Source organism: Enterococcus sp. HY326 (assembly GCF_026157065.1).
GTDB lineage: Bacteria > Bacillota > Bacilli > Lactobacillales > Enterococcaceae > HY326.
Map to the genome: position 1 here is coordinate 814,200 of NZ_JANLGQ010000001.1, position 24,405 is coordinate 838,604.

General features: G+C 42.3%; 21 protein-coding genes. 6 read left to right on the plus strand and 15 right to left on the minus strand.

The genetic code is table 11. The features are described 5' to 3' along the window. Positions 1-43: 43 nt before the first annotated feature. Entirely contained in the window at positions 44-847 is an 804-nt protein-coding gene (locus ORH16_RS03915; RefSeq protein ID WP_265456409.1) for an HAD-IIB family hydrolase, read from the minus strand. A gap of 138 nt (positions 848-985) precedes the next feature. On the opposite strand from ORH16_RS03915, the gene ORH16_RS03920 reads away from it, so the two are divergent. The 3 genes from ORH16_RS03920 (at position 986) to ORH16_RS03930 (ending at position 3,625) form a co-directional block, all read left to right on the plus strand. Continuing rightward, a complete protein-coding gene (locus ORH16_RS03920) occupies positions 986-1,993 on the plus strand; it encodes a hypothetical protein (protein WP_265456411.1) in 1,008 nt (335 codons plus the stop codon). A 111-nt stretch (positions 1,994-2,104) separates the two neighbouring features. Next, positions 2,105-2,380, plus strand: coding sequence for a hypothetical protein (locus tag ORH16_RS03925; protein ID WP_265456413.1), 276 nt, complete (start codon positions 2,105-2,107; stop codon positions 2,378-2,380). 75 nt (positions 2,381-2,455) lie between these two features. Further along, positions 2,456-3,625 carry an MFS transporter gene (locus tag ORH16_RS03930; RefSeq protein WP_265456415.1) on the plus strand — a complete coding sequence of 390 codons (1,170 nt, stop codon included), beginning with the start codon at positions 2,456-2,458 and terminating at the stop codon, positions 3,623-3,625. Positions 3,626-3,688: 63 nt separating this feature from the next. On the opposite strand, the gene ORH16_RS03935 is transcribed toward ORH16_RS03930, so the two are convergent. From ORH16_RS03935 to ORH16_RS03970, 8 genes are all read right to left on the minus strand, one after another. Further along, a complete protein-coding gene (locus ORH16_RS03935) occupies positions 3,689-4,402 on the minus strand; it encodes a glucosamine-6-phosphate deaminase (protein WP_265456417.1) in 714 nt (237 codons plus the stop codon). A 224-nt stretch (positions 4,403-4,626) separates the two neighbouring features. After that, complete coding sequence (locus tag ORH16_RS03940; protein WP_265456419.1) at positions 4,627-5,937, minus strand: alpha-glucosidase/alpha-galactosidase; 1,311 nt, start codon at positions 5,935-5,937, stop codon at positions 4,627-4,629. A gap of 264 nt (positions 5,938-6,201) precedes the next feature. Next, the gene (locus ORH16_RS03945; protein WP_265456421.1) at positions 6,202-7,038 is read right to left on the minus strand and encodes an AraC family transcriptional regulator; all 837 of its coding nucleotides are present in this window, start codon (positions 7,036-7,038) and stop codon (positions 6,202-6,204) included. Positions 7,039-7,260: 222 nt separating this feature from the next. Continuing rightward, positions 7,261-8,052, minus strand: a complete 792-nt coding sequence (locus ORH16_RS03950) for a M55 family metallopeptidase (RefSeq protein ID WP_265456422.1) — start codon at positions 8,050-8,052, stop codon at positions 7,261-7,263. Between the two features lie 5 nt (positions 8,053-8,057). Next, positions 8,058-8,966: a C40 family peptidase gene (locus ORH16_RS03955; protein ID WP_265456424.1), complete on the minus strand. Its 909-nt coding sequence runs from the start codon at positions 8,964-8,966 to the stop codon at positions 8,058-8,060. Between the two features lie 20 nt (positions 8,967-8,986). Beyond that, entirely contained in the window at positions 8,987-10,060 is a 1,074-nt protein-coding gene (locus ORH16_RS03960) for a dipeptide epimerase (RefSeq protein ID WP_265456426.1), read from the minus strand. Positions 10,061-10,243: 183 nt separating this feature from the next. Then, positions 10,244-11,932, minus strand: a complete 1,689-nt coding sequence (locus ORH16_RS03965; RefSeq protein ID WP_265456427.1) for a peptide ABC transporter substrate-binding protein — start codon at positions 11,930-11,932, stop codon at positions 10,244-10,246. Between the two features lie 315 nt (positions 11,933-12,247). Beyond that, positions 12,248-13,402 carry a hydroxymethylglutaryl-CoA synthase gene (locus ORH16_RS03970; RefSeq protein WP_265456428.1) on the minus strand — a complete coding sequence of 385 codons (1,155 nt, stop codon included), beginning with the start codon at positions 13,400-13,402 and terminating at the stop codon, positions 12,248-12,250. A 215-nt stretch (positions 13,403-13,617) separates the two neighbouring features. Between ORH16_RS03970 and ORH16_RS03975 the strand changes: the two genes are divergently transcribed. Beyond that, positions 13,618-16,053 carry a hydroxymethylglutaryl-CoA reductase, degradative gene (locus ORH16_RS03975; protein WP_265456429.1) on the plus strand — a complete coding sequence of 812 codons (2,436 nt, stop codon included), beginning with the start codon at positions 13,618-13,620 and terminating at the stop codon, positions 16,051-16,053. A gap of 214 nt (positions 16,054-16,267) precedes the next feature. Continuing rightward, positions 16,268-16,999 (plus strand): class I SAM-dependent methyltransferase, encoded by a 732-nt coding sequence (locus ORH16_RS03980; RefSeq protein WP_265456431.1) that lies wholly within the window; start codon positions 16,268-16,270, stop codon positions 16,997-16,999. 165 nt (positions 17,000-17,164) lie between these two features. Here ORH16_RS03980 and ORH16_RS03985 read toward each other — a convergent pair whose 3' ends face one another. Further along, positions 17,165-17,575, minus strand: coding sequence for a MerR family transcriptional regulator (locus tag ORH16_RS03985; RefSeq protein WP_265456433.1), 411 nt, complete (start codon positions 17,573-17,575; stop codon positions 17,165-17,167). 105 nt (positions 17,576-17,680) lie between these two features. Between ORH16_RS03985 and mgrA the strand changes: the two genes are divergently transcribed. Continuing rightward, entirely contained in the window at positions 17,681-18,667 is a 987-nt protein-coding gene (gene mgrA, locus ORH16_RS03990) for an L-glyceraldehyde 3-phosphate reductase (RefSeq protein WP_265456435.1), read from the plus strand. A gap of 80 nt (positions 18,668-18,747) precedes the next feature. On the opposite strand, the gene ndk is transcribed toward mgrA, so the two are convergent. The 5 genes from ndk to ORH16_RS04015 all read right to left on the minus strand — a co-directional run bounded on the left by ndk (position 18,748) and on the right by ORH16_RS04015 (position 24,404). After that, positions 18,748-19,149 (minus strand): nucleoside-diphosphate kinase, encoded by a 402-nt coding sequence (gene ndk / locus ORH16_RS03995; protein ID WP_265456437.1) that lies wholly within the window; start codon positions 19,147-19,149, stop codon positions 18,748-18,750. A 75-nt stretch (positions 19,150-19,224) separates the two neighbouring features. Further along, entirely contained in the window at positions 19,225-20,133 is a 909-nt protein-coding gene (locus ORH16_RS04000; RefSeq protein ID WP_265456438.1) for an ROK family protein, read from the minus strand. A gap of 91 nt (positions 20,134-20,224) precedes the next feature. Continuing rightward, on the minus strand, positions 20,225-21,445 hold the full coding sequence (locus ORH16_RS04005) for an MFS transporter (RefSeq protein WP_265456440.1): 1,221 nt from the start codon (positions 21,443-21,445) through the stop codon (positions 20,225-20,227). Positions 21,446-21,468: 23 nt separating this feature from the next. After that, positions 21,469-22,929, minus strand: a complete 1,461-nt coding sequence (locus ORH16_RS04010) for a DUF1593 domain-containing protein (RefSeq protein ID WP_265456442.1) — start codon at positions 22,927-22,929, stop codon at positions 21,469-21,471. A 38-nt stretch (positions 22,930-22,967) separates the two neighbouring features. Further along, the gene (locus ORH16_RS04015) at positions 22,968-24,404 is read right to left on the minus strand and encodes an FGGY family carbohydrate kinase (RefSeq protein WP_265456444.1); all 1,437 of its coding nucleotides are present in this window, start codon (positions 24,402-24,404) and stop codon (positions 22,968-22,970) included. Position 24,405: the final 1 nt, after the last annotated feature.

Here is a 24,405-nt window from a genome sequence, read left to right on the forward strand (position 1 = left end):
AGAGTTGCTAAAACAGCAAAGCTTCCTGCGACAATTTTTTTGTTTATTTTTGCAGTGAAAGAATTTTTTCGATAGTAGTTAGAACGCCATTTTCATCATTTGATTTTGTGATGAAGGCCGCTGCTTCTTTGGTTTGATCGAAGCCATTGCTCATGGCAAAGCTATACTCGCCTCTTGCCATCAATTCGATATCATTCAGGCCATCGCCGAAAACCATTGTTTCCGCTGGGGTGACGTTGAGAATTTTTTGTAATTCAGCCACTGTTGTACCTTTGTGCACGCCGTGATTGGAAATATCAATCCAGGCTGCTTCAGAGGCAACAATATAGGCTTGATCTTCAAAATCAGTCAATTCTTTGACAGTTTCAAAGCAACGTAGCTGATTATCATAAACGGTAATTTTAACGAAATCTTCTGTCAGGTTATCAAAGCTTGGGACAACCTCCACGACTTCGTAAGAACCCCGTACCATTCTAACATCATTGACAGGCAGCGTATCTAAAACAAAGGCTGCTGTCGGTGTGCAGGCGATAATCACATAATCGTTGTGAATTTCCATTAATTTTTTGATTAACGCCATGCCGATTTTATTGGGCAACAGCGATTCAAAGACATACTCACCTTGGTGTTTAATTCTGGTGGCACTATCGCCGAGAATCCATAAGTCATTGGCAAATTCTTCGCCAAATAATTTCTCGACCCGTTCACACTGTTTGCCGGTACAAGCGGAAAAGGCAATCCCCTGTTCCTTCATCATGTTGTTCACCCGACGAAAATAATCCTTGTCAAATAAGCTCTGACTATTCAAAAAAGTTCCGTCTAAATCACTAATCACTAATTTAATCATTTTAGTAGCCAACTTTCCATTTAATTAAACTTCTTAATTAAGTTTATTTATTTTGATAGCGCTTGTCAAGCAGTTTTTGATTTACAAGTTGGCTTTTTTCTCTTATAGTTAATTAAGCTAGTTAATTAAGGAGACCTTATGAGTTCAAATAAAAATCTAATTCGCGATAAAAATCTGCAAACCCTCAAAGTTTATCTGTTTCAAAAGGGCCAGGCCTTGAAGGCTGAGATGGCCAAAGATACCGGCCTGAGCGTTGTGACAATTAATGCGTTGGTTAAAGAATTGCTGGCGCAAAATATTTTTACAGAAGGCGAGATGGTGCAGCCGCCGTTGGGCCGGCCGGCGATTAATTATTATTTCAATTACGATCAAAGCCATTTTCTTTTGCTGAGCATTCAACAGGAACAGGTTGCTGGGCAGCGAAAGTTAATTTTTGACGGCCGTGTAGTCAACTTAAAGGGCACCCAAAAAATGCAGAAACGGCTGGACTTCACGCCGTTTTCTTTAGAAAATTTTACCAGTATAATTCAACAATACTTACAAGCGGCGGAAGAATTTACAATTGAAAAAATTGGCCTTTCGCTGCCGGGAAAAATTTATCAGGGAAAAATTCTTTCCAGCTGGGAGACGCTCTTTGATGGCTGGGAACCGGCCACTGCCTTAAAAAAAATCACGGGAATTCCGCTAGTGATGCAAAATGATGCCCATTTGTTAACGGTGGGCTATGCTAAAAAGCATCAGTTGGCGACTGTTGAAAGTATTGTCGGCATCTATTATCCCGAAAACAGTATGCCGGGCATTACTATTTATGATAAGGGCGCACTGATTGAAGGGGGCCATAATCTGGCTGGTGAAGCAAAATATCTGCCCCATTTGATTGATGGGAGTATCCCGACATCACCAGCAGAACTATTGGCGAATTTGGCGCAAATTTTAGCGATTTACAACGCTGTGATTGCTCCAGATACGTTTATTATTTCTGCTGAATCCGTTCAGGTGCAGGCTGTTCAAGAGATGATTGCTGCTTCAGATATTTTGAGTAAACAGATGAATCAGCCGGCTTACTTATTTGATGAAAACTTTCAACAATCCTTAACAGTCGGTCTTTTATGGCTGGTTACTTTAGAGACAATTTATCATTTTTAAAAAGTGAACCATTTTTCTGAGGGAAAAGTGTTTCACTTTTTTCTTTACAAATCTCCTTTTTGTTAATATACTTAATTAAAGATATTAATTAAGTTGAAGGAAGGACTTAAAATGGAAAATAAAAAAATCGAACGGATAATTTTTATCGATGATTCTGGTCTGCCAGCTGCCCTAGTCAAAATTATGGTTAAAAATTTACTATTGATGGCAGGTAGAGAGTGCAGTTTAAAAGTGATTAAGCTGGCAAATATTCTGAGTTACCCTTTGCAAAATGGTCAGACAATTTTAGTTGGTCCGCATATTTCTTTGGCGGACCGCAACTTGAAACAAGCTTTGTCGCAGCGCACTCGTTTAGAAAAATTTACGCCGACAAATTTTGCCATTTAATTCTCTTTCAAACTGTGGTATTTTTACTAAAGTAGCGAAATTTTAAAAAATTAATGATTTTATTGGAGAAAAATTATGTATTCCTTGTTACTTGTAATTATTTATGTGGCGTTTATCAGTTTGGGGCTGCCGGATTCTTTGATTGGCTCGGCTTGGCCGGTAATGCAGCAGGACTTGAATGTACCGGTGTCTTACGCTGGCTTTATCACCATGACAATTGCTGCGGGTACGATTGTTTCCAGTTTTTTTTCAGACAAGCTGACTAAAAAATTGGGCACGAGTTTGGTGACCCTCTTCAGTGTCTTGACGACGGCGATTGCACTTTTTGGTTTTTCCTTTTCCCATAGTTTTTGGGCGCTGATTCTCTGGGCGATTCCTTACGGTTTGGGGGCTGGTGCGGTCGATGCGGCGTTGAATAACTACGTGGCCCTTCATTATAATTCTCGTCATATGAACTGGCTTCATTGCTTTTGGGGTGTTGGAGCGGCGATTAGTCCCTACATCATGAGTTACTATTTAACGGCCGGTGAAGCTTGGAATAACGGCTATCGCACTGTGGGGATTTTGCAGCTGATTCTAACGGTTATTTTGTTTATCAGCCTGCCTCTGTGGAAGCAGCATCGAACGGTCGTTGAAACTTCTGAAACACCGACAAAAGGGCTCTCTTTGAAGGATGTTTTCCGTCTACGAGGGATTTGGTTTATCTTAATTGCCTTTTTAGGCTATTCGGCAGTTGAACAGACAACTGGTTTGTGGGCTAGCACTTTCTTAGTGGAAACCCGCAATGTTGCACCGGATGTCGCCGCTCAGTTTGCCTCTTATTTCTTTTTGGGCATTACCTTTGGCCGCTTTTTATCGGGAATCATCGCAAACCGTTTTGGCGATCGCCAGTTAATTCGCATGGGCATTGGAATTTTGACAGTCGGCGCTTTGCTGATTTTAATTCCTGCGGAGACGACCATCTTTGCGTTAGTCGGATTAATCATCGTCGGTTTAGGTTGTGCGCCGATTTATCCGTCGATTATTCATTCGACGCCGGCCAATTTTGGTAAGGAAAATTCTCAATCAGTGATTGGGATTCAAATGGCAGCGGCCTATGTCGGCACAACTTTTATGCCGCCTTTATTCGGCTTTTTAGCCTCGGCGATTTCGATTCAGCTCTACCCGTTTTATTTATTACTCTTCGCCTTTTTATTGTTCTTCTGTACCGAAAAATTGAACCGCACGTTAAAAAAGGCGGCCTAATTAAAAACAACATTTCACCACCAGCCTTCATATGAAGACTAGTGGGAAATGTTGTTTTTTGCTTTATTTACTTAGTTCTTGAGCGGCCTCTTGGTCAAGAATCACCGTCAAATTCGGATGCGTGGTTAAAATGCTGGCGGGAATTTCTTCGGTCACTGGCCCCTCCAAAACCGCTTTAACAATTTGGGCTTTGGCTGCACCGTTGACAATCAGCAGCAGTTGCTTGGCCGCCATAACCGTTTTCGGACCAAAGGTGACCGCCTTATCGCCCGGCTCCTTGCCAAGAGCTGCTTTTAATTGCTCCCACATGTCATCGCCAGGACCCATTTCAATCGGGTAAATGCCTCGATTAAACTTTGTTAATCCGGGCATATTGGCACAAAAATGCCCATCACTGCCTAGTCCCATCACCACTAAATCAAGACCACCATCCATCAATAATTTCTCTTCAAATTCTTGGTAATTTTTCTCATTGAATTCTTGAATATTTTCCGGGGCAATCTGAGCCGGCTGATAAAAGGCTTCATTCAAGGCCGCCGTCGTCAAGCCGTAGCGTTCCCCCACGATTGGCACTTCGTCAAAATTATAATAATAAACTTGCTCTGACTGATAATGCATTTTTGCTAAACGCTCCAACAAAATTTCGTACATGCGTGTTGGCGAATTGCCGGTGGTCAGCGACAGATTTACCCGCCCCTCCTCGGCAATTTTACTTAACACCATGCCGGCAGCCAGTTCACTTAAAGTTTCATAATCTTCTGTGATAACTAAATTCATTGAGCAACACTCCTTCATTTATCCGCTTTCATTTTAGTGTAACGAAAAAAATTGGCTTTGTCATCAAGATAAATGCGTTAGCGCAGAAATTTTGTGAAAAACTTATTTTGTAGAAGTTTTTAAAACATCAAATCAAATTTGGAACTCAAGGTTGAGCATTTTCCAACAATCAAAAAGCCCTTGCCAGTGCAAAAAATACTGTGGCAAGGGCTAAACTGTTTTTTTTAATGATAAGTTGGCAGATAATCGCCGTGGGCTTCAATTAATTCATCCACCATCCCGCGAATTTGATCGATACTCAATTCAGAATTGGTATGGGGATCTAACAGAGCAGCTTGGTAAATTTTATCTTTTTCTAAGGTCATCGCCGCTTCAACAGTCAATTCCTGCACATTGATATTGGTCCGGTTCAAGGCAGCCAATTGTGTTGGCAAGTCGCCGACAACTGTTGGCTGGACACCATTTTTATCAACCAAACAAGGCACTTCCACGCAGCTGTCTGCTGGCAGATTGGTAATCAACCCTTTGTTCATCACATTTCCGGCAATTACGGTTGGATTGCCAGTGGTGATAGCGTCCATAATATAAGAAGCGTATTCACGACTGCGGACATGTTCTAAGCTGCCGTTGTGAACAATTTCATCCCGCTGACTTTCCCAGTCTTCAATCTGCTGGATACAGCGTCTGATATATTCATCAATCGGAATTTGGAATTGGTCAATCAGCTCTGGATAGCGTTCTTTGATAAAATACGGATGGTATTCTGCATTGTGCTCACTAGATTCTGTTACGTAATAGCCAAAGTTCCGCATTAATTCAAAGCGGACGGAGTCCTTATGCGGGTTAGGAATCTGACTAGCCAGCCGTTTGATTTCTGGATAGAAATCTTCACCATTTTTTTCAATCTCCAAAAGCCACGCCATGTGATTGATGCCGGCAATTTTCCATTTGAAATCATTTAAATCATATTTATCTTGAATGCCAAGATAGCCGAATAATTCTGGAACACAGACCTGTACGCTGTGGCAAAGGCCGACTGTTTTAACATTCGTTGCTTTTAGCATGCCCATTGTCAAAATTGCCATCGGATTGGTGTAATTTAAGAGCCAGGCATCTGGACAAACTTCTTCCATTTCTTTAGCAAAATCAAACATCACCGGTAAGGTCCGCAAGCCTCGGAAAATCCCGCCGATTCCCAATGTATCGGCAATCGTTTGTTTAAGACCGTATTTTTTAGGAATTTCAAAATCGATGACGGTACTTGGTTTATAACCGCCGACTTGAATGGCGTTGACAACAAAATCCGCCCCCCGTAAAGCTTCTTTGCGGTCAGTAAAGGCGGTGATGGTCGCCCGTGATTGATTGGAATTTTTGTTGATGGTGTTGAGCATCAGCTCAGATTCCTTCAAACGCTTGGCATCAATATCAAATAAATTGATTTGCGCCTCCTGCAGACTTGGTGTCAGCATCGCATCCCCCAAAACATTCTTGGCAAAAATGGTACTGCCGGCACCGATAAACGTAATCTTAACCATTAAACTTCCTCCTAATGTGTTTGAAATCAATTTTTTTATGAGGTTTTATTCAGAAGAGATAACTGCTTTTCGCCGCTGTCCTTCAGCAAGCAAAAATCTAAGCCTTTGCGGCAAAAAAATTGCATCAACTTATCTCACAGCGATTTCTGAATTTCACAGCCAAACTTTTAATTGTTACTGATAGCAAAGTTATTAGCTTGTCTCAAGTATAGAAAATTTAATGGCGGTTGACTATTTCATCAGTTTATTTAAAGGGTACACAATTTAAGATTCTGTTAACGCTTTAAATTCCGAAGGTGAAGTCCCATGATAGGTCTTGAAGGCCCTTGAAAATGAGTGACGATTATCATAGCCAATCAGATCAGCAATTTCATCAATCGAACTATCAGAAGTCTTTAATAAAAAGCGTGCCTGCTCCATTCGATAGGAAATCAAGTATTGCTGAGGAGTCACCCCCAATTCCGCTTTAATCACCTGACTGAAATAAGCCGGGTGAAGGTACATGGATTTGGCAATTTCCTGCACACTCAACTCACTGCGGTAGTAATTACTCTGGATATATAGTAAAAACGAATCTCGATAGCGGCTTTGCTTGGCAATTTTTTCTGGAAAAAGCGGCAGCCGGTTCAGCTTAAACTGACTCAACAGCTCTAAAAATAAAGCCTGTGTCCGCAGTCGTTGGCCATTATCAAATAAATCCAAGTCTAACAGCTCCTGAAATTTAGCCGTCGTCCCAGCCAAATCAAGAACTTTTCCTAAATAATCCAGTTCGCCAAAACCGTTAAGACGCAGTAAGTTGGCCACCTCTGTCCCTAAGAAACCAATCCAATAATATTCCCATGGATTTGTGGCATCCGCTTGATACTTGGTCAGCTCTTGAGGCTTGATGATAAAAAAATCCCCCGCCTGCAATTGGTAGGTGATGCGTTCATTTTGATAGGTGCCCTGCCCCTTGACCACCAGATGAATCAAATAATAAGATCTGGCTGCCGGCCCAAACCGATGGCTCGGGCTGCAGATTTCATGGCCGATATTAAAAAAATTGATATCTTTAAAATAATCATCTCGGAAAAAAACATCTTGAAAGCTTTTATTTGCCATTGCGTCAGCCTCCTTTTACAGCTTAAGAGTAGCATGTTTTTTACAGAATGCCAAAAACAGCCACAGATTAAGAAGAAATCCAGTGTAAATTTCTAACTGGCTCAGCTTAATCTGCGGCTGTAAGTGGCTTATTTTTTTGAGCAAAATTTTTTTCGGATTTATTTGTCAGCTTAAAGCTTAGACGAACCAACTTGGCTTAGAAAAATTTTCTCCACCAACCTTTTAACCGACAAAAGTATAAAAGCGCAAAAATTCAAAATATTCGTCTGTTTCAAATTGGACGGTATAAGGATCAATTCGCTTCGCTCCTGGGAACAAAGCCGCTTTGCGGGCCCGATTTTGTTCCTGATAGGTAATTTTCACATCGAAGTATTCTGGTAGTTCAGGAACATAGTATTTATTTAAGGTGACGGCTTGGCGCACCCCTTCTTTGATTTTTTCATAGGCAACCTCAGGGTGAACGCTAGTAGTTGAGCCGCCCCGCCCCTGCAACGTGGCAAAAGTCGAAATTCCCGGGTCTGTGGTCCGCACCTCGTCCACAATGCCTTGGTCACCGCTGAGAAAAATCACCGGCACCTGATGAAGCGCCGCAATATAACGATTAATCATAAACTCGCTGGCAAGCTGGCCGTTGATTGCAAATTTGCGAATATAATTTTCGCTGGTGTGGGACAAGGGATTGGCATCTGAATAGGAAGCAGCATGGTAGCCAATCATCACCACAAAATCGACATCATCCTGAACACCGGACATCATGCCGTAACCATCTCCACTCCAGCCGCGATTTAAAACGGCTTCTTTTGGCAGCATATCAGGATAGATATTACAGGCCGTGTGGTGGCCGTCCTTCACATAAATTTCGGTAGCGCCAGCAACTAAGGCGCCTTCACAGGCAGCCGCTACTTCCCGACTCATTTCTTTAGAAAAATAATCGTACCAAGGACCGCTTTCTGTTTCGTTCCACTGGCCAATACCGGCAACCCCTTCAATATCTGCGGAAATAAAAATTTTCATCTAGGTTAGCGCCCTTCTTTATTTATTTTTTCATCCGTCCAATAGCGGGTGACAACTGTTAATTCTGGTTCATATTTAGAGCCGGCAATTTTTGTTTTCATCACCTTTGAACCGGGAGTTTGAGAATGAATCATTTCGTCATTGCCAAGATACATGCCGACATGATGGACTTCGCCTTTGCCCTCTTCATAAGCAAACAGCAATAAGTCACCTGGCAGAGCATCTTTATAGGCAACGTGCTGACCACCATCAGCTTGTTCCGGTGTGTCACGAGGAATCAGCACACCATTGGCCCGATGCAAACTGTAGACAAAGCCTGAGCAGTCAAAGCCACTGCCGCTGGTGCCGGCCCAAATGTAAGGCAAGTCAAGAAATTGTTCGGCTAATTGAATCATCCGTTGCGCCAGTGAGTCCTGATAAGCGGTAATTTTTTGACTGTCTGCCTTTGAAACTGTTCCCGAACCTTCCGGCGTATTCACCAGATAATCGGTCTCCGTTTCTGATGATAAATCTAAAACCGCACCAAAGGGAATTGGGCGAGTATGGTCCGTAAGTTTCAAATCCGCTTGCGGAACAATCACGGAAATTTTTTCCGCAGCTTTTCCATAATCTGCAGAAACTTTGGTTAAATCCGCAGTTGGGATAAAACCGGGATAGCCCTTTTCATTTTGATGGCTGGCTTGGTCCAGCACAATAACCTCTGACCAACCGTCTTTTTCAGCAACGACTTCAACGAGGGTTCCGTAAATCACTTCTGAATCAACAAGGCGGTCATTGAATAATTCCATCGTATCGGTGCCCGTCAAAAAGGTGTGGAGCGCTTCTTTTGGTGCTGTGTGAATTTTTGTTAACACCGGATTGCTCTCCGGTTTTTTCCACAAAAAACTTGAACTGCGACTAACCGCTTTTAACATATTTAGTTGGCCTCCTACCTCTAATCTGTAATCCCCAAGCCTGGGGTCCTTTGCAATTTTAATTTACCGGCAGAAATTGTCATGCCGCTCGTTTGAACATCTAAATTTTTCGTCTCCCACATAAAGGGCACGTCTAAATCGTAAAAACGAATGCCCGGCTGGCTGGCAGCAAAATGGGCGGCAGCAGCCATACCGGCATAGCCTTCAATCATGGAACCCACCATGCAGTCGATGCCGTGGGCTGCTGCTAAGCGATAAATTTTCAAGCCTTCTTTAATGCCGCCGCTCTTCATCAATTTGATATTCAGTAAGTCACAACATTGATTGGTGATTAATTTTTCAGCATCCGCCAAACCAAATAGACTTTCATCCGCCATAATTGGAATTTTGGTGTGTTCGGTGACACACTTTAATCCCTCAAAGTCAGCCGCTGGCACCGGCTGTTCGACAAAATCAATCGGGATGTCCTGCCATTCATTTAAAATCGCCACCGCTTCTTCTTTGCTCCAGCCTTGATTGGCATCAATCCGAAAAGGAATTTTTCCTGCCAAGGCTTGATTGATGCTGCGGATTTTGGCAACTTCTTCGGCGACATCATCTAAGCCCAATTTGATTTTTAGCGATTGAAAACCACTGGCGACCTTGGCCTTGGCGTCAGCCACCATTTTTTCCCGAGAACCGACACTGATGGTAAAATCAGTCTCCAGCTCAGGCTTGCTACCGCCTAAAAACTGAAACAACGGCTGCTGGTGGGCCTTAGCCAAGGCATCATGCAGCGCAATATCAATGGCCGCCTTCGGACTGGTGTTATGGGGTAATAAATTTTGCAGATCGTCTAAGAGACTCAATTCTTCATCCACTTCCCGCTGTAATAAAAACGGCGTAAACGTTTCATTAATCGCCTGCAAAATACTTTCCTCAGTATCACCGGTGATTACTTTAGTGGGGGCTGCTTCGCCGATGCCCACCAAGCCGTTATCAAAATGAAGCAATACCCGCACCACATCCACCGACTGCACTTCTCGCAACGCAGTTTTAAAAGGAGCGTTTAACTGAATCGGGATAATTTTAGTTTGAACCTGCACGATTTTCATAGCTCACCTGCTTATTTTCAAAATAATCTTACGCCTATTATATACCGGAAAAATAAAAAGAAAAGAGGCGTACCTTGTTGCCAATAAAATAGAAAAAATTTGCACCGCCAAACTTAGCGGTCAGCGGCGCAAATCTATTTGATGTCAAAAAATATTTCTATTCATTTTTAGCAATTTGTTACGTTATTCAACAATATAAACATCTTTATAATCGTACTGGGCTCCTACACTGTGAACAACTAAGCCTTTAATTTTGTCAGAACGCAGATGCGCTTCCGCATTTTGGAATAGCGGTACGATACCTAAACTATCGGTAATCACCTGCTCTGCTTCCACCATGTCATTCCAACGAGCTTCTGGATCATTGACATCTGTCGTGCTGGCAGCCTCCACCAGACTGTCATAGTCATCATTCAACCATTTGCCTCGGTTGTAAGAACTATCTGTTGTAAATAATTCTAAGAAGTTAATTGGGTCAGCGTAATCGCCAATCCAGTTGTTCATAACCATTTCAAAGTCACCATTGTTTGAGCGGTCTAAACGGACAGAGAAAGGCACAGTTTGTAAGGTTACAGTGACGCCTTCTAAGGTCTGCTGCAACGCACCTTGAACATATTCTCCTAATTTTTTCGACTGATCGGTATCAGAAGTCATTAAGGAGAAGGAAATCGTATCAACACCCAGCTCAGACTTAGCCGTTTCCCAATATTCTTTGGCTTGGGCTTCATCGTATTCTAAAGTCCGGTCCGCGTCTTCCACAAAATCGACGTTGGTTTCTGGATTATACGCCAAATCCTGCGGCACTAAGCCGTTGGCCACTAAAGAACCGTTACCTAAAATATTATCGACAATCTGCTGGCGATCCATTGCATAGCTAATCGCTTTTCTAAGGTTTTCATTTCTAAAAGGTGAATCCTCCGGTGCTTGATTCATTTCTAAATATTGTGTCGTCGCTCCCGGTTGAGTGACATAATTTTCATGGTTGGCATTTTGAATCGCCAACTCGCCGGACAAGACGACATCATCTGCTTCGCCGGTATCAAATAAATTCAAACCTGTTGAAGATTCTTTGACTACACTGATATTAACTGCTTCAATCGTGACTGTATCCGCATCCCAATAGTCATTATTTTTGGCAAAGGTCCACGCATCATCCACCCCTGGTCCATCAAAGCCTTCTAAAACAAAAGGTCCATTGTAGACTGCGGCTTCACTGGTCAGGGCATAATCACTGCCATATTCCTCGACAACCGCTTGATTTTGTGGGAAGAAGGTTGGAAAAGCTAATAAAGATTCAAAATAAGGTGTGGCCTGCTCTAAAGTAATTGTAACTTCGTATTCGCCAGTCGCTTCGATGCCAAGCGTCGCCACATCGGCTTCGCCTTCACTAATGGCGGTGGCATTTTTGACCGGCGCCATCATATAAGCATAGCCGGAAGCCGTCTCTGGATTAACGGTCCGCTGCCAAGAATAAACATAATCAGCCGCCGTCACGGAATCGCCGTTTGACCAAGTCGCATCTTCCCGCAGTTTGACTGTATAAGTCAGACCGTCATCACTGACTACCGCATCTTCGGCGGCACCGGCAATCACCGGCATGTTGGTTTCATCTAAACGATACATACCTTCATAAACATTATTTAACGCTGTGAAGCTGTAAGAATCTGTTGCCAGGGAAATATCTGCACTACCCATTTCTGCTGGCACAACCACTTCCATCGTCTGATCGGCAGCTAAAGTTTCGCCGCTGCTGTTTGTCCCCTGGGAACTTTGCGTATCCGTTGTTGAATCAGTGGAATTGGAACAACCTGCGAGGACCAGTCCGCTCACTGCCACTAAGCCCAATAAACTTTTTTTCGTAACACTTTTCATAAAAATCTCCTTCCCTAAGACACTCTCTTAACAAACTATAGTCAAAGTTTAGATAACAAATGTCTCCTTGTCAATTTCTCTTCAAAATTCATAACAAAATTATAAAAAAAAGGCTTTCACGTTTAATTAAAAAATAAAATACAGCATTCCTCAATAAAAACCACTCATCGCTGAAAAAAAGCGCAAGCTTTAGCAGTTTGCGCCTTCCCATTCTTTATTTAATTTTGAAAGCTAGCGATTGAATTCAGTTTTTCAAGCTGAAGAAAATTTTTATTTTCATATCCTTCAATCAATGCTTGTCGTAATTTTTTAAAATTACTGATTATAATAACGAATACCTTGAGCTATTTTGCGAATCGCATAAGGTGTCGAATCAGAAAACTCTGTTTCTACATCATCTTCCGGCAGGCTTTCAGCAAACATCGCTTCGTATTCTGCTACATTCAGCTGCTGGCGTTCGGCCAAGGCTGCTTCATCTTTTGCCGGTTGCAATTGTTCTTTGAAGCCTTCAACTAAGCGACCCGAGAAAAATTCGCTGATAGCCCCTGAACCATAGCTGAACAAGCCAATGCGGTCGCCAGCTTTTAGACTAGTCGAATTTTCCAATAGCGAAATCAGTCCTAGGTATAAAGAACCAGTATACAGATTGCCAACTTGGCGGCTGTAAAGAATACTTTCTTCATAGCACTCCATCAAGCGATTTTGTTCTGCTTCAGAGATTTCAGGAAAAATACTCTGTAATGCTTTGCGGCCCATTTTAGTATAAGGCAGATGAAAGGTTAGCGCTGCATAATCTTTTTCGCTGCGTTGATGCCGCTGATTGCTTTCATGCCAGACCCGCTTAAAGCCCTCAATATAAATATCGTTAGATAAATGACCGTCCACCAAAGGATAATCATGCCCATTTGGTCGCCAGAAATCATAGACATTTTCTGAATAAAAAACATTGTCATCGCTTAATTCTAAAATCCGTGGATTGTTGGTGACTAGCATCGCCACAGCGCCAGCACCCTGCGTCGGCTCGCCACCAGAATTTAAGCCGTATTTTGAAATATCGGTGGCAATCACCAACACTTTTCGATCTGGATGATTCAGCACGTATTCCTTCGCCTGTTGTAGGCCGGCTGTGCCGCCATAGCAAGCATGTTTCAATTCATAGGAACGGACAAAGGGAGAAATATCTAGCAGCTGTTGAATCACAACCGCCGCTGATTTGGAATAATCAATGCCGGTTTCTGTGCCGACCAATACCATATCAATTTCCTTTTTATCTGCTGCTGTCAAAATTTTCGCTGCCGCATTGGCGCCCAAGGTAATGATATCTTGCGTTTTAGGAATCACCGCCATCTTATCTTGACCAATTCCAATTAAAAATTTATTCGGGTCCACCCCGCGAGCAACTGCTAATTCTGCCATGTCTACAAAATAATCGGGCACATGAAAAGCAATTTTGTCGATACCGACTGTCATAAAAATCCCCTCTCTAAATTAAACCACTCTATTTATTTGTATTAAACCTGTCCTAAATTTAAAGCCCACAATACTATATCACGATTTCAAAAAACTGGAAGCAGTTTTTACCCGCTCTTTATAAAAATAAAATTTTTGTGATTTTATTAATTCCGCCAGACAAAGGCGCCGCTTGTTGTGATTTAATGTTATATTTCTTTTTGGAGGTGCTGTACGTGGAAAAAGTTGTAATTTTAAGCGGGACCCGTTCCCCTATTGGAAAATATAAAGGCGCTTTAAAGGAATTTTCAGCGGTTGAATTAGGCACGAAAATTGCGCAGTCGGCCATCAAAAAAGCCGGCATATCACCAAAGGACATCGACCAAAGCATTATCGGCAATGTCTTAAGCAGCGGCAATGGTCAAAATATTGCCCGCCAGATTGCCATCAACAGCGGCTTACCGGAAAGCAGTCCAGCAATGACCCTCAATGAAGTCTGCGGTTCTGGTTTGAAGGCGGTTATTTTAGGTATGCAACAGATTCAATTAGGTGAAGCCCAAGTTATTTTAACCGGCGGCACTGAAAGCATGAGCCAAGCGCCTCTGCTGCAAAAATATCAAGCTGAAAGCGACAGTTATGCAGAACCGATTTCCAGCATGGTTCATGACGGATTAACTGACGCCTTTAGCCAAAAACACATGGGTCTGACTGCTGAAAAAGTGGCCGAAACTTTTTCAATCAGCCGCAGCCAGCAAGATGCCTTTGCCCTCCAATCGCAAACAAAAGCGGCCGCTGCCCAAAAGGCCGGGAAATTTACCCAAGAAATTACAGCTATCACTCTAGCTGATGGTCAGCTTTTCCAAGAAGACGAAGGCATTCGGGCAAATTCCAGCCTTGAAAGACTAGCTACTTTAAAAACTGTTTTCAAAGCAGACGGCAGTGTTACTGCCGGCAATGCTTCGACTTTAAATGACGGGGCAGCGATGCTAGTGTTGGCTAGCGAGAGCTACGCTAAAGCCCACGGTTTAAATTATTTGGCGACGATTGAAGGCTATAGCGAAATTGGGATTGACCCAAGTATTATGGGGATTTCCCCAATCAAGGCACTGCAACGCCTCAGCGAAAAAACCGGTCGTTCACTGACTGAAATTGACCTCTTTGAGATCAATGAAGCTTTTGCTGCCTCTTCCCTAGTTGTCCAAAATGAATTAAATCTGTCACCAGAAAAAGTAAATATTTATGGCGGCGGCATTTCATTAGGTCATCCGATTGGAGCCAGCGGAGCACGGCTTTTAGTTACACTGTTAGCTGAATTATTTCAAGAAGAAAAAAGTCTCGGGGCTGCCTCCTTATGTGTCGGCGGCGGCTTAGGTTTGGCCATGCTCATCAAAAAAGAAACGCCAACGACACCTGATACGCCCGCAAAAAAATTCTATCAGCAAACTCGGCCAGAGCGTTTGGCTAAATTGACCGCTGACGGCATTCTTTCGCAAAATGCCGCTGACGTGTTACTAAAGGAACAGCTGTTAGATACCGATATTGCCAACAATATGATTGAAAATCAAATCGGCGAAGCTGAGCTGCCCTTAGGCGTGGCCCAAAACTTTTTGATTAATAATGAAGAAGTTGTTGTGCCGATGGTCACGGAGGAGCCCTCTGTGATTGCCGCTGCCAGTAACGCCGCTAAAATCATTGCTCAAAGTGGCGGTTTCACCACCGCCACAACGGAAAGGGTGATGCGAGGGCAAATAGTTTTCCAAAAGGTCCAACAGCCGCAAAAACTTACAGCTGCTTTAGCGGAGAAAAAAGCTGAGCTGCAACTTTTAGCGGCGGAGGTCTATCCTTCGATTGTCCTTCGGGGTGGTGGCGTCAGAGCTATTAAAGTTCGTCAACTGGAGGATTTTGTCAGCTTGGATGTTTTGGTGGATACGCAAGATGCGATGGGGGCAAATATGATCAATACAATTTTAGAAGGCTTAGCTCAGCAATTGCGCAGCTGGTTTCCTGAAGAAGAAATTTTGTTCAGCATCTTAAGCAATTATCCGACAGAGGCATTGAGCCAAGCTAGCTGTAGAATTCCTTTTGATTTATTAACCACAAAAAATTTTGCCGGTGAACTGGTCGCTGAAAAAATTGTTCTAGCCAGCCAATTTGCTAAATTAGACGCCTATAGGGGAGCGACCCACAACAAAGGTATTATGAATGGCATCGATGCCGTAGTCTTGGCAACCGGTAACGATACTCGGGCCGTCGCAGCCGGCATTCATACCTTCGCCAGTCGCAATGGCAGCTATCAAGGTTTAACTGATTGGCAAATTGAAGGCAATAGCTTAGTCGGCAAGCTGGAAATTCCCGTCGCCGTTGGAACTGTCGGCGGTGCCACTAAAGTGTTGCCGAAAGCCCACATTGCAATGGAAATTTTAAACTTTCCTACTGCAGCAAAATTGGCAGAGATTATCACAGCGGTCGGCTTAGGCCAAAACTTGGCGGCCATCAAAGCCCTCGTCACTGATGGCATTCAAAAAGGCCACATGAACTTGCATATGCGGCAATTAGCCATTGCCGCTGGCGCAGTCGGTAGCGAAATCGCTACGCTGACCAAGCTGTTACAGGCTGAAACTATTCGCAATTTAGCTGTGGCCCAAAAATTGCTAGCTGAATTACGTAAATAATTTTTTTATTTAATCTGGTTGGCGGAAACTTCTTGTATGTTTCCGCCAACCTTTTTATTTCAAAATCAGCGGGCTTTCACCTTCACTAGTTGACTTTTAGTGAAAACCGTTGCAAGATATTAATTAAGGAGAGTGATGGTTATGATAGCTCATAAAAGAACAGGTCTCCATACAATTTAGCAGACAACAAAAAAATTGTATGGAGGACAAACCCATGAAAGAAAATCATTATGATAACCCGGAATTTTTTGAAAAATATTCCCAAATGAATCGCAGTACCCAAGGCTTGCAAGGAGCCGGCGAATGGCAAACACTGGAAAAATTACTACCCGCCTTCGAGGATAAAACTGTATTAGATTTAGGCTGTGGCTATGGCTGGCATTGTATTTATGCCGCCGAACACGGGGCCAAAGCAGTCGTCGGTGTGGATTTATCAGAAAAAATGCTGGCAGTTGCCCGCAGTAAAACCCATTTTGCCAATGTGCGCTATGAACAAAACAGTATCGAAGAAGCTGATTTCCCTGAAAACACCTTTGACGTGGTCCTCAGCTCGTTAGCCTTCCATTATGTTGAAAATTTTGCGGCGGTCGCCAAAAATGTCCATCGCTATTTGAAACCCGGCGGTGAATTTATTTTTTCTGTGGAGCATCCAATTTTCACGGCTTATGGTACACAGGATTGGTACTACGATGAAACTGGCAAAATTTTACATTTTCCGGTGGATAATTATTTTTATGAAGGCCAGCGAACAGCGAACTTTCTAGGAGAAGACATCACTAAATTTCATAAGACCTTAACCACTTATTTAGACGGCTTATTGACCAACGGCTTTCAGATTGAACGGCTAGTTGAGCCGATGCCGCCAGAGGATATGCTGACGGTTCCCGGCATGCAAGACGAAATGCGCCGGCCAATGATGCTGATTGTCAAAGCGGTTAATCAATAAAAAATGTAAAAAGCTGATTAGCTCCGACTGTTTTTGCAGTCATGGCTGATCAGCTTTTTTTTTCTACACTAATTTGAGCTTTTGAAAAAGTTTTTTCAAATCACGAAATTTTGTAGTGTTCATTTTGTGGGGAAAAGCTTTGACAGAGTTAATTTTAAACCTTTGTCAACTAAATTCATCCCACTGAGGCACTACTTCCTCCTCTACTAGTGCTTTTTTCTTCGCCTGATAAAAGGCTAATTTTTGTTGAATGTGCAGCTGGTTTTCCTGTAATGCCAACAGCTGTTGCTGAATTTCATCACAATGAGATTCCAGCAGCGCAACAATTTGCTGGTAGTCCTGCGTTTGATCTTCAAAATAAAAAAACTCGCGAATCTGCTTAATGGTCATTCCAGTTTGCTTAAAGCACTGGATAGCTTCCAAGCGACCGATATGCGACTCGTCAAAAATCCGATGCTTGCCATCCCGCTGAACATCACACAACAGTCCAACCTCCTCATAATAACGCAGCGTTGAGAGGGGCAGTGCAAATTTTTGTGACAGCTCGCTTATAGTAAATTTTTCCTGTACCTGCATAAAATCCAACTTTCTTTTTGAAAAGGCTTTACTTCAAGTGTACTTGAGGTGCTATGATATGTAAAGAAACAATCGGCAAACAATTTGGAAAGGGAGGAACCCTCCATGTATCTTGCAAATGAAAACAGATATGAAAAAATGCTTTATAAAAGAGTTGGCAAATCCGGTTTAAAGCTGCCCGCCATCTCTTTAGGCTTGTGGCATAACTTTGGTGATGTCGACAAGCTCAGCAATCAGCAGGCCATTTTACGGGCCGCCTTTGACAATGGCATCACCCACTTTGACTTGGCCAATAATTATGGCCCGCCGGCTGGCTCTGCGGAAACCAATTTTGGCCGTCTCTTTAAAGAGGATTTTAGCAGTTATCGGGATGAAATTATTATTTCTTCTAAAGCTGGCTATTATATGTGGCCTGGGCCTTATGGCGAATGGGGCTCCAAGAAAAATATTATCGCCAGCTGCGACCAGAGCTTGCAGCGGATGCAATTGGATTACGTCGATATTTTTTATCATCATCGGCCAGATCCGGACACTCCATTGGAGGAAACGGCCCACGCTTTAGATTTGCTAGTTAAACAAGGCAAAGCTCTATACGTCGGCGTTTCAAATTATTCCCCTGAACAAACTGCGGCGATTGCGAAATTATTTAAAGAATGGCACACGCCTTTTATCATTCATCAACCCCAGTACAATATGTTTAATCGCAGTATTGAAGAAGGCTTGACGGATGTTTTAGCCAAAGAAGGTTTAGGGGCAATTGTCTTTAGCCCCTTGGCACAAGGCTTGTTAACAAATCGCTACCTCAATGGTGTGCCGGAAGACTCGCGGGCTCATCGCTCGGATAGTCCATTTCTGTCTGAAGATCGTGTGGAGGCTACTTTAACTAAAGTACGCCGCTTAAATGATGTAGCCAGCGCCCGCAATCAAACACTTGCGGAAATGGCTTTAGCGTGGAATCTTCGCCTACCAGAAATTGCCAGTGTTCTAATTGGCGCTTCACGGGTCAGCCAGCTGGAGGATAACTTGAAAGCTCTCGATAATTTAGCTTTCACAGCCGCTGAACTCGCGGAAATTGATCAGATTTTACAATAATTTTTAAAATCATCATCGACCAAAAAACGACCTGTCGGAGTTTTGCTTTTTGCATTAACTCCGACAGGTCGTTTTGTATTTTATGCTGGGAAAAAGCGGGCAATTTCTGTCAAAGCGGCCCTTTCAGAATCTGAAGCATGAACCAAATTCTCGGTTTTCGATAAGCCAAAGTCTCCCCGCAATGTCCCGACCGCTGCTTCAAAAGGGTCAGTGGCTCCAACCAATTTACGGACATTTTTTACGACATTTTCCCCTTCAAGAATCATCAACACCACTGGACCACTTGTCATGTAAGCTACTAGCTCAGGAAAAAAAGGTTTATTAACCAAATGACTATAATGCTCCTTTAGCACTTCTTCAGTTAACACTTCATATTTCAACTTTTGCAGAGCCAAGCCTTTCTCCTCAAAACGTTGGATAACACGGCCAATCAGCTTCCGCTTGACCCCATCCGGTTTAATAATAACTAAAGTCGATTCCATGATGATTCCTCCCTTGAAAGCAAAATAAAAATTGCTGATTATCCTTTTATTTTACCTTATTTTTGGAGGGATGACTTACATTTCTTCATCAAATTGGAGTAATAATTGATAGACCGCTCCTAATAAATTAGCGTTGTTCAAGAATTTACAATTTTCAATGGCTAGACTGCTCCATGAATTATCCCAAAAGCTGAAACTTTCTCGCATCGCCAAATATTGTTTGGTGATTTCTTCAATTAAAATGCTTTGAGCACTGATGCCTCCGCCGATGACGACTTTTTCAATATCTAATGTCGCCTGCAAATTAAGAATCATAAAGGCAATCTCATGGCAATAGCTTTCAAAAAGTCTAGTGACTTCAGGCTGCTTTCCTGCCTTGATTGCTTCAAAAACAGCTAAGCCGTCTGAGTCTGGCAAACCAAGAACCTGTGCGCAGGCAGCGATAAATTTAACCGCTGAGCCGGTGAAGCCGAGCATATTTTCCATCGTCATTTTCTCAGGGGTGCGTATTAAAAAGCTCAACTCGCCTGCTTGAAAGTGGCTTCCCTGCAGCAATTCTCCATTAGCGATAATCCCATCACCGATGCCTGTGCCTAATACAATTGCCACCCCATTTTCAATGCTTTTCAAATTCCCCAGCCAAACTTCGGACAAAGCCGCCGCCTTGCCATCGTTACTGACCCCACAAGGTAAGTTAAAACGGGTTTCAAAAAAATTACGGAAAGAATAGCCGTGTAAAAATGGCAAGGCGCCGCCATTATAGACCGTCCCTGTTTTGATGTCCACTTTACCCGGACAACTGATGCCCACACCTCTAACTTCTTGATTGATAGGCTCGACTAATTGTGTCAGCACTGCTTCCAAATCGTCTAATGTGGTTGGCGTAGGTACTTTGTCCACCTGTTCAATGTTTCCAGAGCGATTGACTTTTGCATATTTTATGTAGGTGCCACCGATATCGATGCTGAAATAACTTTTTGCCATAATTGCCTCCATGGTTTTTAATCATTGAAAACCTCCAGCAACATCATAAATCGTGTTACTGAAGGTATTTTTTCATCCTACTAAATTAACTTTACTCCATAGCCTCTTCCATTTCCACCATTGATTCCAAATCTTTTGAATCATTCTTTAGTGACTTAGATAGGAATAAGTAAACCACAGCTAATAGAACGAAGATAAATCCACAGGCTAATAATGAAAAGCTTGCAGAGGTATTATTAAACGTACTGCCGATAAAAGCCAAAATGTAAGGTGAAAGCACACAGCCAAGATTAGTTCCCACCATTGAAATAGAAACAGCTAAGTTCGCTGAATTTTTAGGCGCTCGCTCCATGATGATTCCAAATGAGTAAGGTAAAAACATTGCTGAACCTGCTCCGGCAACAGCTAAAACTACTGTTAGCATTGCCATATTGGTTGCAAAAGACAACATGATATGGCCAACGCCTAAAACGATATAACAGATAGCCAAAGTAAATTGTTTCGTGTACTTAACAATATTTCCGTAAAAGAAACTCGCTAAGAAACTAACTAATGTTTGGACAGACAATGCTGTTCCTAAGAAGCCAGGATTCGCCATATTATGTTCTTGAACTAATGCCGATGCCTTTAAACTAACTGCCATTAAAAGTACAAAAGAGAGCATTAGCACTAGTGTTTGTAGAATAACAAAACTGTTCACACTTTGCTTAGTAGAAACTTTTTCTTCAGAAGCTGATTGTTCTTCCTCCGGTTTTACATCAGGTACATAAACTAAGAATAATACAAATGAAACAGCTGCTAAGAAGTAAATTGCAAAAGCATAATGCCAATTGTAATTAACTAAAATACCTGCCACAAAAGTGGTTAAAGTTTGACCTAGACTTTGAACTGCGGCTTGATAACCCAACATCTTATTGCGAGTATCACCTGAATAGAATTCGTTAATCAAACTAACTGCCAATGAATTAAACATCCCTAAACCAGCACCTAGCACCAAGCGTGAAGCATAAACTAATGTATAGTTATCCGAGAAGAAGGGCACAACACCGCCAATTCCCGCCAACAATATACCTAAGAGAACTGTTTTCTTAGTCCCCAGAACTCTCACTAGAAAGGCACTCAGTAAAACAAAAATCATGACAGTAATATTAGAGGCTGTTACTAAGGCCTCAACAGCTGTAGCGCTATGATTACTGAAGGTCTCCTGCATCTTTGTTACTGCCGAAGCAATCGAGCCGGACGTTGTTAACAAAAGCGAGATGGACAACAAAGCAATTTTGAAAGTTATTTGATTCTTTTTGACTGCATTCATGTTTTTTTCTCCTTTTCAAACCTTTATTTGACAGTGATAATAACTCTTTGATAACTTTTCAGTGGTAAATCAAAATCGTTTAAGACTTCTAAAATAATATGAATTGTTTCACCGGGTTGGGCATCTTTAGGGATATGCACTACTGATTGTGGCGTAAAATCGTTTTCAATATTTACGTAACTGTAGGCTTCCTTTGTACCCTCAGCATGACAATTAATCGCCATCCCAGAAATTTTTTCGACAATTGGTTTTAAGCTGCTCGCATCACGATAGGTGGATGCTTCTGGATAGTACCACCATTTATAATATAGTTGACTGCCGTTGACATCTTTAGCTTCTGCAGTCAATTTCACCTGACTGCCAGCACTTGCTGTTAAATCAAGACCTTCCTTAACTGTTGCTATTGGATAATGAGCCGCTTCTTCGAGTGTTTCAGCAACACACCATTTTGCCCTTGCTTTGAAATCATCTTGAATATCATCAAACCAACGAGTCAAGCTATATTCAGCTTCGTATTGCTTGGTGTAGGGGTTCCAATCAAGTGCCTCGTTGATAAACAAATCTTCATTTTTCTTAATGAAGCGACCGCCCCAACCGCCATATGTTGGATCTTCACTGTTTCTTAACCCGTTTTCAAAAAGATAAAAGAATGACGGGGAATCTCCTTCAGAAATAAAATCGTATTTTTGATATTCAGGGTTTTGATCAATGTAGGTTTGAACACCCCGCTGTTCTTCAGCAAGTTCTCCTTCAAGAACATTACCATCGGCCATCAAAGCATATTTTTTTAACAATGGGCCAAAATTCATTTTCAAGTCATAATTCCAGTCTGCTTGTAGACGAGTGGTGACATTGTCATCTTCTGCTTTCCATAGATAGGCAAAATGCCAGAAATTGTATTGGTCATTGATTACTTTGATATTCCATTCTTTAGCAATATAATCACTATAAGTTTCGTCTTGATCCAAGATAATGTAAACAACTAACTTATCTTCAATTTTTTGTTTGATTGCCTGCCAATCTGCTTGCTGGCCAAAGCGTTCTTCAATCGATTTTAAAGCCCGTGCTGTTGTATTAGTCCCGCCCCAAGTCTGAACGTATAGCGTGCGAGGGTCATCATCTAAAAACAACGTTTCTAAAAAACGTGAGCCAGCAGTTTCTTTTTCCATCTCACCTTTATAGCTGATATTCCCAATGTGATAGATGCTGTGGAGGAACTCAGGGGTTGGATAGCTTTTGTCATGGACTTGCAAGTTAGGATAAACTTTCGCATATTCATCGATAAATTCATTGACCCAGCTTTCCCCAGTCCAACGATAAGGTTCGATGCCCTTCTCTTCATCTCCAGCATAATGATAAACGGAGCTAGTTAAAACAATTCCAGCCGTGTCAATTTCATTACTGTAAAGTAGGTAGCGAAGAAACGAATTCATATCATCGACTTCACCGTCAGTGGTTATTACTGTTCTTTTTTTCTCAAGCATGTACAAAATCCTCCTTATTTTTCAATAATAGTTCTTGCTTAAACTTCAACCGTCACTGTTGTTCTCCGCTCCACAATCCCCAACCATTTCTGATACTCTGCTTCAAATTCACCAACAGGCTCAAACTTATGATTGATTGCAGCGTTTTGCATGGTTTCGCCAATAATTGCCAAAGTGCCGACAGCGGAAATTTCTTCCACTTCGCCGCTGATGATAGTCTTTTGGGTGATATCTGATAATAATTGCATAAGCAATGGATTTTTGCTGGCGCCGCCGTCAACATGCAGCTCAGCCAATGTGACACCGCAGCTTTCTTCAAAGGCGTCGATGACTGCGCGAATTTGAAAGAGCATCGCTTCAAAGCTGGCACGAATTAAATGTTTTTTTGTAGTATTGCGGGAAATTCCTTCAAAGGCCGCTTCTCGGCCAGGTTCCCAAAAAGGTGCGCCTAAACCTTCTAGCGCTGGCACAAAGTAAACGCCGCCATTATCTTTCAGCGCTAACGCTTCTTCAGAGGCTGTTTGTACATCATCAAATAATTGCAAGGTATCCTGCTCCCAATTTAAAATGTCGCCAAAGGAACGTATCACGCCTTCTAAAGCATAAGTGGTGACGCCACTTTCTCGCCAAGCAATCGTTGTTAAAATTTTTTCATTGACCTGTTTCACCTCGGGCCCAATATTCATCAAGACAGAACAGCCAGTACCTAGAGTGGCTTTGGCTTTGCCGGGGGTATTGCATTGATGACCATAGAGGGCGGCTTGCGAATCCGCCACAATTGAGACAATCGGAATGTCCAAGTAACTGCCAAAATCATAAACCGAGTCGACAACTTCCGGTAAAACATTTTGCGGAACATTGAATAAGTTTAACAAATCGGTATCCCAGCTTTGCTCAAAAATATTGAACAATAAAGTTCGGCAGGCATTGCTGACATCGCTTAAGTAGCTACTACCTTCTGTAAGATTCCACACTAGCCAAGTATCGATGGTGCCGATAGCCAAATCTTTCAATTGCAGCTCATTTAACTGATGGCTGTCAAAAAACCATTTTAGTTTAGAGGCTGAAAAGTACGGGTCAATTGTCAAGCCGGTTTTCTGATTAACTAGGTGATTGTAACCCGCCTCCTGTAATCGATTACAAATTTCTAAACCCCGGTTACACTGCCACACCATCACATTGGTATGTAGTTCGCCGGTGCGTTTATCCCAAATCACAACCGATTCCCGCTGATTGGTGATGGATAAACTTTTAATTTGATCGGAGCGTAAATTATTTTTCAGCAGTGTTTTTTCAATCAGTTCTTTAACATTACTGATAATTTCGATTGGATCGTGTTCCACCCAGCCCTTTTGCGGATAGAGCTGGCGGTGGGGCAAATCCAAACGACTTAAAATTTGAACTGTTTCTGCTGTATTGACTAATAAGGCTTTCGTTCCAGATGTACTCTGATCTATAACAATTCGATATTCCATC